The organism is Pseudoalteromonas sp. 120-MNA-CIBAN-0494 (genome assembly GCF_040308885.1).
GTDB classification, from domain to species: Bacteria; Pseudomonadota; Gammaproteobacteria; order Enterobacterales; family Alteromonadaceae; genus Pseudoalteromonas; species Pseudoalteromonas nigrifaciens.
Genome location: NZ_JBEOOE010000030.1, coordinates 33,585 through 42,361 on the forward strand (window position 1 = coordinate 33,585; position 8,777 = coordinate 42,361).

Sequence of the window (8,777 nt, forward strand, 5' to 3'; positions counted from 1 at the left end):
TAAAGTGCAAAAATACATTTTGTTGCTCTAAAGTGCGGCGTACATACGCTCACTTTGCATTGGGAAGATGCTGTGAGATTTAGAGTGGATCTTCTTGCTCTCACAGCATAAACTCGTACTTTACTACTGGCTCGGTGTTGGCTCTGCCACTTGCTCAGTTATTACCTTTACCGGCTCGGCAGAGTCATTAAGTAAGTACTTATCTAACCACTGCTCTTGTTCCCACAACACATGCAGTAAACTTTTACGAGCACGATAGCCATGTGCTTCATGGGGTAGCATAACTAAGCGCACTTCTTTACCTAAGCCTTTTAATGCGGCGTACATACGCTCACTTTGCATTGGGAAGGTTCCGTGAAATTAAGGGGGGATCTTCTTGCTCTCACGGCATAAACTCGTACTTTACTATTGGCTCGGTGTTGGCTCAGCCACTAGCTCAGTCGTTACCTTTACCGGCTCGGCAGAGTCATTAAGTAAGTACTTATCTAACCACTGTTCTTGCTCCCACAATACATGCAGTAAACTTTTACGAGCACGATAGCCATGTGCTTCATGGGGTAGCATAACTAAGCGCACTTCTTTACCTAAGCCTTTTAATGCGGCGTACATACGATCACTTTGCATGGGAAAGGTGCCGTGAGATTTAGAGTGGATCTTCTTGCTCTCACAGCATAAACACGTACTTTACTACTGGCTCGGTGTTGGCTCTGCCACTTGCTCAGTTATTACCTTTACCGGCTCAGCCTCTTCATCCATTAACAGGTATTTGTTTAACCACTGTTCTTGCTCCCACAATACATGCAGTAAACTTTTACGGGCTCGATAGCCATGTGCTTCATGGGGCAGCATGACTAAACGCGCTTCTTCACCTAAGCCTTTTAACGCGGCGTACATACGCTCACTTTGCATTGGGAAGGTTCCGTGAGATTTAGAGTGGATCTTCTTGCTCTCACAGCATAAACACGTACTTTACTACTGGCTCGGTGCTGGCTCTGCCACTTGCTCAGTTATTACCTTTACCGGCCCGGCAGAGTCATTAAGTAAGTACTTATCTAACCACTGTTCTTGCTCCCACAATACATGCAGTAAACTTTTACGAGCACGATAGCCATGTGCTTCATGGGGTAGCATAACTAAGCGCACTTCTTTACCTAAGCCTTTTAATGCGGCGTACATACGCTCACTTTGCATGGGAAAGGTGCCAGAATTCGGATCTTCTTGCCCGTGAATCATCAACATTGGCTCGTTAATTTTTTCGGCATGAAAAAATGGCGACATGTTTGCGTACACATCTTGGGCTTGCCAAAAGTCGCGCTCTTCGCCTTGAAAGCCAAACGGCGTTAAGGTGCGATTATACGCGCCACTGCGGGCAATACCGGTTTTAAACAAGTCACTATGCGCTAATAAATTAGCCACCATAAATGCGCCATATGAATGCCCTGCTATGGCAATATTGTTTTTATCAGCAATGCCTTTTTTAACCAATACATCTACGGCAGCTTGTGCGCTGGCCACTAGTTGCTTTCTAAAGTTATCATTTGGTTCACTGCCCTCAATACCTACAATAGGCATTTTAGGATCGTCAAACACCGCAATACCTTTAGCTAAGTAAGGCATCGGGCCCCAGTAACCAATAGAGGTAAACTCATAAGGCGATTCACGCACTTGAGAAGCGACTGCTTTATCTTTATATTCAAGCGGGTATGCCCACATTAATACAGGTAATGGGCCTTGAGATTTATCATAACCTGGTGGTAAATAAAGTGTGCCTGAAAGCTCAACACCGTCATCTCGGGTATAACGTAATTGCTCTTTTGTTACGCCTTTAAATGCAGGGTAAGGGTGCTCAAAATTAGTAATTTGAGTTAAATTTTGTTTATTTAAATCACGAATAAAAAAGTTAGGTTGCTCTGTTTTAGACTCTCTAATAGTAATAAAACGCTTACCTTCGTCATCAAGTAACGCACGAACACGCTCATAATAAGGTGCCGCTGATTGCCACAAACGTTTGCTGCTATGAGTTTTTACATCGTATTGGTCTAAAAACGGCACATTACCTTGCTCTGATGCGCCATTACCGCGTAAAAACAGATAGCGTCCGCCAACCACTTTTATTACCTTGCTGCCTAAATCATTGCGCTCATATAGTGCTCTACCAGGGTCTTTGTAGGCATCGTTGTAACTACGCTCTGAAAATAATATGCGGTTTTTATCAGCATCACGTGGGGCAATAATATAAGTACGCACTTGGCGGTCACTAAAGCGCCAATCGCTGAGCATAGCAATATTATCGTTACCCCATTCTATACCCGAATAACGACGCTCTACTTTAGCAAACAGTTTAGGCTCGCGCTTAAACGGTGCACGTAAGCTGTAAATAAAGTCGTGATATTCAACATCGGTTTTCATATCACCGGCATCTTGCGCTTCAGCCCAAATAACCTCTGCACCTTGATCGCCTCGCCACTCAAAGTCACGTCTGCCAGTACGTACACTGTCGTAGCCTTGTGGAATATTATCGGCTAATGGTTGTTTTGCCAGCTCAACTAGTGAAAAACCACGCATTCCCCATATTTGCCATGTTGTAGCAAAGCGGTTGTATGGAACTTGATACGAAAATGGCTCGTTTATGCTTGCCACTAATATATTGGTTGAGTCGGGTGATACTGAAAATGACTTAAGCAACGCAGGGCGGCCAATCGGTTGCGCATGACCATCAAGCGTTATATAGGCGAGTTGCCCTTGGCCATAAAACTTAAACTGCGCCTCATCAAACGGACCGGTTAATAAGTTTTGATAAGTACGTGCAGGGGCTTTTTCGCCGCTACTTTGCTGAATAACAGGCATCGTACTTTGGCTATCATTTTGTAATCTGGCTTTTCCTAAATTAACAGCTAAATTTGCAACCAAGGCACTGCTATCGGGTAGCCATTCATAAGGGGATGCAGTAAGGACAGAGTTTAGCGCAATTGAGTTTAGCTCATTAGCTTGTTTTGTTTTTACATTGTATAACCATAAACGCGCATCATTTTTTTGCTCAACCACGAAGGCTAAGTACTCACTATTTGATGACCACTTTGGCGCGCGAATAATACCTTGTGGCAAGTTATTAATATTAATAACCGTACCACTTTGTACGTGTTTAATTTGCACCGCACTGTATTTTGCACTTACGCGTGAGCGTGAAAAGTTTGCCGGGTTGAGTTTAATGCCCGCCAGTTTAAGCTCCTCTTTTGCCAACTCATCTAGCGACACAACACGTTTGCGCTCAAACAATGCCAGCCATTGGCCATCGTCTGACAAACTACTGGTGGGCGATAACTTAGCATCTACTAATGCAGCAAGTTCAGCCGATGGCGTTTGATATCCTTGCTCTGCATAGCTCATTGGCAGTAATGCAATACAGCCAATAAAGGCAACTAACAGCCTAAAAGCGTTCATGTTTTGTCCTTTAGTAATTATTTAGTTTAATAAAGCTATCTAAACATGTTTTGCCGCATTCATAAAGCATTAAGGTTATACAAAATAGCGTAAATGATTTATCGCCACCCTAACTTAAGCTACACTACAGCGCTATTTATAAAGTGCTGTACACCTAAAAAACAATGCTGATGAATAAAGTAAATGCTGTCATATTTTTTAATATTACCCATTAATAAAAAATGACTTTATAAGCATTGAACTTGTGTAGAACTAGTGCGCTAAATTTACTGTGCTACTACCGTTAATATTGTAATAACCATCACAAAAATAAGCTTACCTGTTTCTATATGGGTAAATTTAAACTTACTAATAAGAGATCCTAGCCAATGAAAAAAGTGCTGGTAATTGGCTACGTATGGCCAGAGCCCAACTCATCTGCTGCAGGCACGCACATGATGTCGTTATTAAATGCCTTTAGAGCCCAAAACTGGCAAGTAGAGTTTGCAACGCCGGCACTGCGCACCGAGCACATGGTCAACCTTGACGACTTTGGTATTAGTAGCCAGAGCATTGCGCTTAACTGCGAAAGTTTTGACGATTACGTTAAAGCATATGCTCCCGATATCGTTATGTTTGATCGTTTTATGATGGAAGAGCAGTTTGGTTGGCGCGTTGATAAGCATTGCCCGAATGCGCTGAAAATTTTAGATACCGAAGATCTACAATGTTTGCGTAATGCGCGCCACGAAGCCCACAAAGGCGAGCGAGAATTTACCACTAACGACTTGCACTCAGACATAGCAAAACGCGAAATTGCAGCCATCTTACGTTGCGATTTAAGCCTTATTATTTCTAGCTATGAAATGAGCTTACTTAATGATGTATTTAAAATAGAGCCTAGCTTATTACACCATTTACCTTTTATGGTCGATTTAAACACATTGCCCACCAGCACTAAAACCTTTGAGCAGCGCCAACACTTTATGACCATAGGTAATTTTAGGCACGCGCCAAACTGGGATGCTGTGCTTTATTTACAACAAATTTGGCCACTTATTCGCAAGCAACTGCCTAAAGCTGAGCTGCATATTTATGGATCGTACCCGCCGCCAAAAGCAACTGCACTTAACAACCCTAAATCGGGGTTTTTAATTAAAGGCTGGGCCGATAATGCGTTTGAGGTAATGCAAAGCGCACTAGTATGTTTAGCACCACTGCGTTTTGGCGCAGGTATTAAAGGTAAATTACTTGAAGCCATGATTATGCAAACCCCAAGTGTTACCACTAATATTGGCAGTGAAGGTATGCATAATGAGTTATCTTGGCCTGGAAAAATAGCAAACACCGCCGAAGATTTTGCAAATGCAGCCGTTGAAATGTACAACAATCAAAGTGAATTTGAACAAGCACAACAAGATGGCAATACACTACTTAATACGCTGTATGACAAAGCCCAATTAAGCGCTGCGTTAATTCAAAAAGTCGATTCAATAAGTAGCGATTTAAATGCCCATCGCGAAAAAAACTTTACAGGCCAAATGCTCAAATATCATACAATGCGCAGCACACAATACATGTCGCAATGGATAGCTGAAAAAAATAAAAAATTAGATTAAAAATGACTAGACACACACCAATTAGTGTTTAAAATCTCGCCCATTAAACGTGGGCAAATTTTTAATACCAATCTACCTTAAACGGTACAATTCAGCGAGAATTAAAATGAGCCTAGACAAGGCGCTTGAATGATAAAATAGTGGTTCTATTTTGAGTTCGAGGAACGCAGTATAAGCTCATTTAAAACTCGCCCAAGGGAGCTCACCAGTGACATTTCTTCTTCGTTGGCAACTTTTGAAAGGGAACCACCCTTCCTACATGTTGCCCACTTGAATCAAAAGCCACTGGATGAACTCTGAATTAGCACTTTTTATGGCAGATTAGTATTTTTTGTCTATATTTTTAGCTTAGTTATTTAACCGTTGGCTTAAAAGCATTTGAAAAACGCAACCTTTACAGAAAAACGCAAATTTATCGTTAAATTAGGTAAAATGCTGCACAAATATGGTACGCCCGCATACCGCTTAGAAGCGCATTTAATGGAAGTTGCGACCTACTTAGACCTTAAATCGTCGTTTGTTATGTCGCCTACCTCTGTTACCTTTGTTATTTGGACCGACGGCCACGAAGACGAGTATACCCATGTTGCACGGGTAGATCCTGGCGATCACGACCTAGGCTCACTTGCCGACACCGACGACTTAGTTAATCAAATGCTTGATGGCAAGTTAACCTTGCACGAAGTGGACGAACAGCTAGACATTATTTTTGTTGCTCCTAACTCTTACAATAAACTCACTACAGGCATTGCGTTTGCCACATCTGGTGGTGCGTTTGCTATGTTAATGGGCACCAGCTGGTTTGATGTAGCTTGGTCTGCGTTACTCTCATCTCTTGTATACTTGTTTGTGCTTTGGTCGGGGCGCTCAAAACGTGTCGCCCACATGCTTGAGCCTTTGGTAGCAATTGTATCGTCAATCGTTGCCTGTGCTATTAGTGTTTATTTTGCCCCAGAGATCAATATACGTTTAGTGGTACTGTCGTCCATCATTGTATTTATTCCGGGTTTAGCATTAGCCCTAGGATTAGCAGAACTTGCAGCAAGGCACTTAGTGTCGGGTACAGCACGGGTGATGGACTCATTCATGTTGCTGTTTAAACTCTACTTTGGTGGTTTTATTGGCATAGGTATTGGTTTTGCATTATTTGGACAGGCCGACTTTGTGCAACCTGCGCCACTGCCAGCGTGGACGCCTTGGCTTGCTATATTTTTGCTGTGTAGCAGCCTAATAGCATATTTAGAACCAAGCTTAAACATGCCGTGTGGTCTATCGCATCTGGCTTTATTGCTTATGGCACCAGTATTGGCTCGGCTATGTATCTCGATTACACCTTAGGGACCTTTGTTGGCGCATTAGCCGTTGGCATATTTAGCAACTTATTTAATCGCGTGGCCAACGCCCCCGCTTCTATTGTTGCTATGCAAGGCTTAATTGTATTAGTACCGGGTAGCAAAACCTATATTGGCTTAAACTCGCTTATTGAAGGTCAAGACTTTGTTTATGCAGAACATATAGGCCAGCAAACGTTTTTAATTTTTATGTCGCTAGTAGCTGGGTTAATTTTTGCCAACGTAGCACTGCCACCTAAAAAGAGTTTGTAAAACACCGGTTGAAGAAAAAGCTTGTTATGTTTTATACAGCACAGCAAGCTTTTAAAATAAACTTAACCACTATGAGGGATAGTTAATACAATCTTACCCACGTGTTGTTTTTCAATAAACGCCTGCTGCGCACTCACTATTTCTTTAAGAGGAAAAGTATGCGCAACAATTGGCTTTACCTTTTCTTCTTCAATAAAGCGTATTAAGTTTTTAAACACACCAGGTTCTAAAACGGTACAGCCAAAAAAGCTCAAATCCTTTAAATATAATGTGCGTATATCAAGCTCAACTAATGGGCCACCAATAGCGCCTGAAACCGCATAACGCCCTTTAGGTTTTAATACCTCTATTAATTTAGGCCATTGTTCACCAGCAACTAAATCGATAACGATATCTATACTGTTTTTACCTAATGTTTGAACTAAATCGTCTTCTCGAAAAATAACTTTATCTGCACCTAAACCTTTAACTGCTGCGCCTTACTTTTACTCGTATTAGCGACAACATATGCATCATGCGCTTTAGCTAATTGCACTGCAGCTGAGCCTACACCGTCAGATGCCCCCGTAACTAAAACAGTTTCGCCTTGTTTAGCTTTTGATCTGTAAAGCATGTTTTCGGCTGTAGAATACGAGCAAGGAAATGATGCAAGCTCTACATCACTATAGTGACTATTAATTTTATAAGCGTGGCTAGTATCGACAGAGGTGAATTGTGCAAAACCACCGTCGCATTCAGAACCAAAATACCAAGGAGTCTCAAGCACTTTACCTGCAGTATTAACAATACAAGGCTCTATTAGCACACGCTCGCCCAATCGACTTTTATCAACACATTCACCAATGGCCACTATTACACCGCATACATCGGCACCTTGAATACGCGGAAATACTAATGCGTTACCAGGCCAGCTGGCATCTCACTTTGCATTTGGGTAAACTTGCACGTACCGTTCTTAGAATGCCGGGGTCGAGTAATCGGATATAGCTGCGCGACATAAAAACAAATTCAAATAGCCGAAAAACCTCAGCGCCGACACTATGAATTTAACCGAGCAAAAACTACATTGATTATTATCTAGCTATGATTTTATTGAGCATCAATAAATTAACACCGATAACACCGCCATTATTTATCTGGCAATCATTAAAAAGGCCAATAAATTGGCCTTTTGCTAATTAATATATTGTTTACCACCAAGTGGCATATAAAGCCGTAAGAATTACTATCACGCCTACTACTGCAATATTAAATGGCTTGGTTGTGACAAAGCTCACTTGATCTAAACTAACACTGCTATCAGTCGAATTTTGCTTGCCCATCATTGACACTGAGAAACAAAGCACTAAGCATAATAAGAATACTAAACCGACTCGGTCCATGAATGGCAACTCAGGCCAAGAAAGTTTAAGTATCAATGAAAATATAGCTGATCCCAATGCAGCTGATAATGCGCCCATTGACGTTGCTCTCTTCCAGAACATCCCCATAACAAAAATAACCACAATACCGGGAGTGAAGAAACCAGTAAACTCTTGGATATATTGGAACGCTTGATCAAACTTTCCTAATAATGGTTGAGCGACAACTAAGGCAATGCACAGCGAGACCAGCGAGGCAACTCGACCAATACCCACATAATGACCTTGAGTCTCATTCGGCTTAAAGCGTGTATAAAGATCCATAGTGAAAATAGTAGAAATACTGTTTGTCATAGAAGCTAGAGATGACACTATAGCAGCAACTAACGCAGCAAAAACTAAGCCTTTTAAGCCAGCAGGCATTAATGCCATCATCGAAGGATAAGCTTGGTCTGGAGAAGTTAATGTAGGATAGAGAATAACGGCTGCAATACCCGGTAATACAACAATAAGTGGCATTAACAGCTTAAGGTAAGCAGCAAAAGCGATACCTTTTTGCGCTTCTTTAAGATTTTTTGCAGCTAAAGCACGTTGAATTATATATTGATTGAAACCCCAATAACTAAAATTCATTACCCACATGCCACCGATTAACACTGAAATACCTGGTAAGCTCATATAGTTTTCATTATCAGGGGAGCCTGTAACGGATTCTGTGTAACTGCCCGTTTTTAGATTTTAAATATGCTTGCTGAGTCGTTCCTCAAATTCAA

2 protein-coding genes and 6 pseudogenes are annotated in these 8,777 nt (G+C 41.6%); 2 read left to right on the forward strand and 6 right to left on the reverse strand.

Going from position 1 to position 8,777, the window contains the following annotated elements; translation table 11 throughout:
• Window positions 1-123: 123 nt before the first annotated feature.
• The 4 genes and pseudogenes from AAEY55_RS14880 to AAEY55_RS14895 all read right to left on the reverse strand — a co-directional run.
• A pseudogene (locus AAEY55_RS14880) lies at window positions 124-354 on the reverse strand (alpha/beta hydrolase family protein); the annotation flags it as partial.
• 51 nt (window positions 355-405) lie between these two features.
• Window positions 406-636, reverse strand: a pseudogene (locus AAEY55_RS14885) (alpha/beta hydrolase family protein); the annotation flags it as partial.
• A 51-nt stretch (window positions 637-687) separates the two neighbouring features.
• A pseudogene (locus AAEY55_RS14890) lies at window positions 688-921 on the reverse strand (alpha/beta hydrolase family protein); the annotation flags it as partial.
• A gap of 51 nt (window positions 922-972) precedes the next feature.
• Entirely contained in the window at window positions 973-3,441 is a 2,469-nt protein-coding gene (locus AAEY55_RS14895) for a S9 family peptidase (protein ID WP_089369162.1), read from the reverse strand.
• A gap of 368 nt (window positions 3,442-3,809) precedes the next feature.
• Between AAEY55_RS14895 and AAEY55_RS14900 the strand changes: the two genes are divergently transcribed.
• On the forward strand, window positions 3,810-5,039 hold the full coding sequence (locus tag AAEY55_RS14900) for a glycosyltransferase (protein ID WP_350551977.1): 1,230 nt from the start codon (window positions 3,810-3,812) through the stop codon (window positions 5,037-5,039).
• A gap of 378 nt (window positions 5,040-5,417) precedes the next feature.
• A pseudogene (locus AAEY55_RS14905) lies at window positions 5,418-6,643 on the forward strand (threonine/serine exporter ThrE family protein).
• Window positions 6,644-6,705: 62 nt separating this feature from the next.
• Here the strand turns inward: AAEY55_RS14905 and AAEY55_RS14910 are convergent.
• Window positions 6,706-7,562: pseudogene (locus AAEY55_RS14910) on the reverse strand (zinc-binding dehydrogenase); the annotation flags it as partial.
• 271 nt (window positions 7,563-7,833) lie between these two features.
• Window positions 7,834-8,703 (reverse strand): annotated as a pseudogene (locus tag AAEY55_RS14915) (sodium:solute symporter family transporter); the annotation flags it as partial.
• Window positions 8,704-8,777: the final 74 nt, after the last annotated feature.

Coding starts and splice junctions, on each gene's coding strand:
- AAEY55_RS14895 (WP_089369162.1), bottom strand. CDS start 3,441: ATGAACGCTTTTAGGCTGTTAGTTGCCTTTATTGGCTGTATTGCATTA.
- AAEY55_RS14900 (WP_350551977.1), top strand. CDS start 3,810: ATGAAAAAAGTGCTGGTAATTGGCTACGTATGGCCAGAGCCCAACTCA.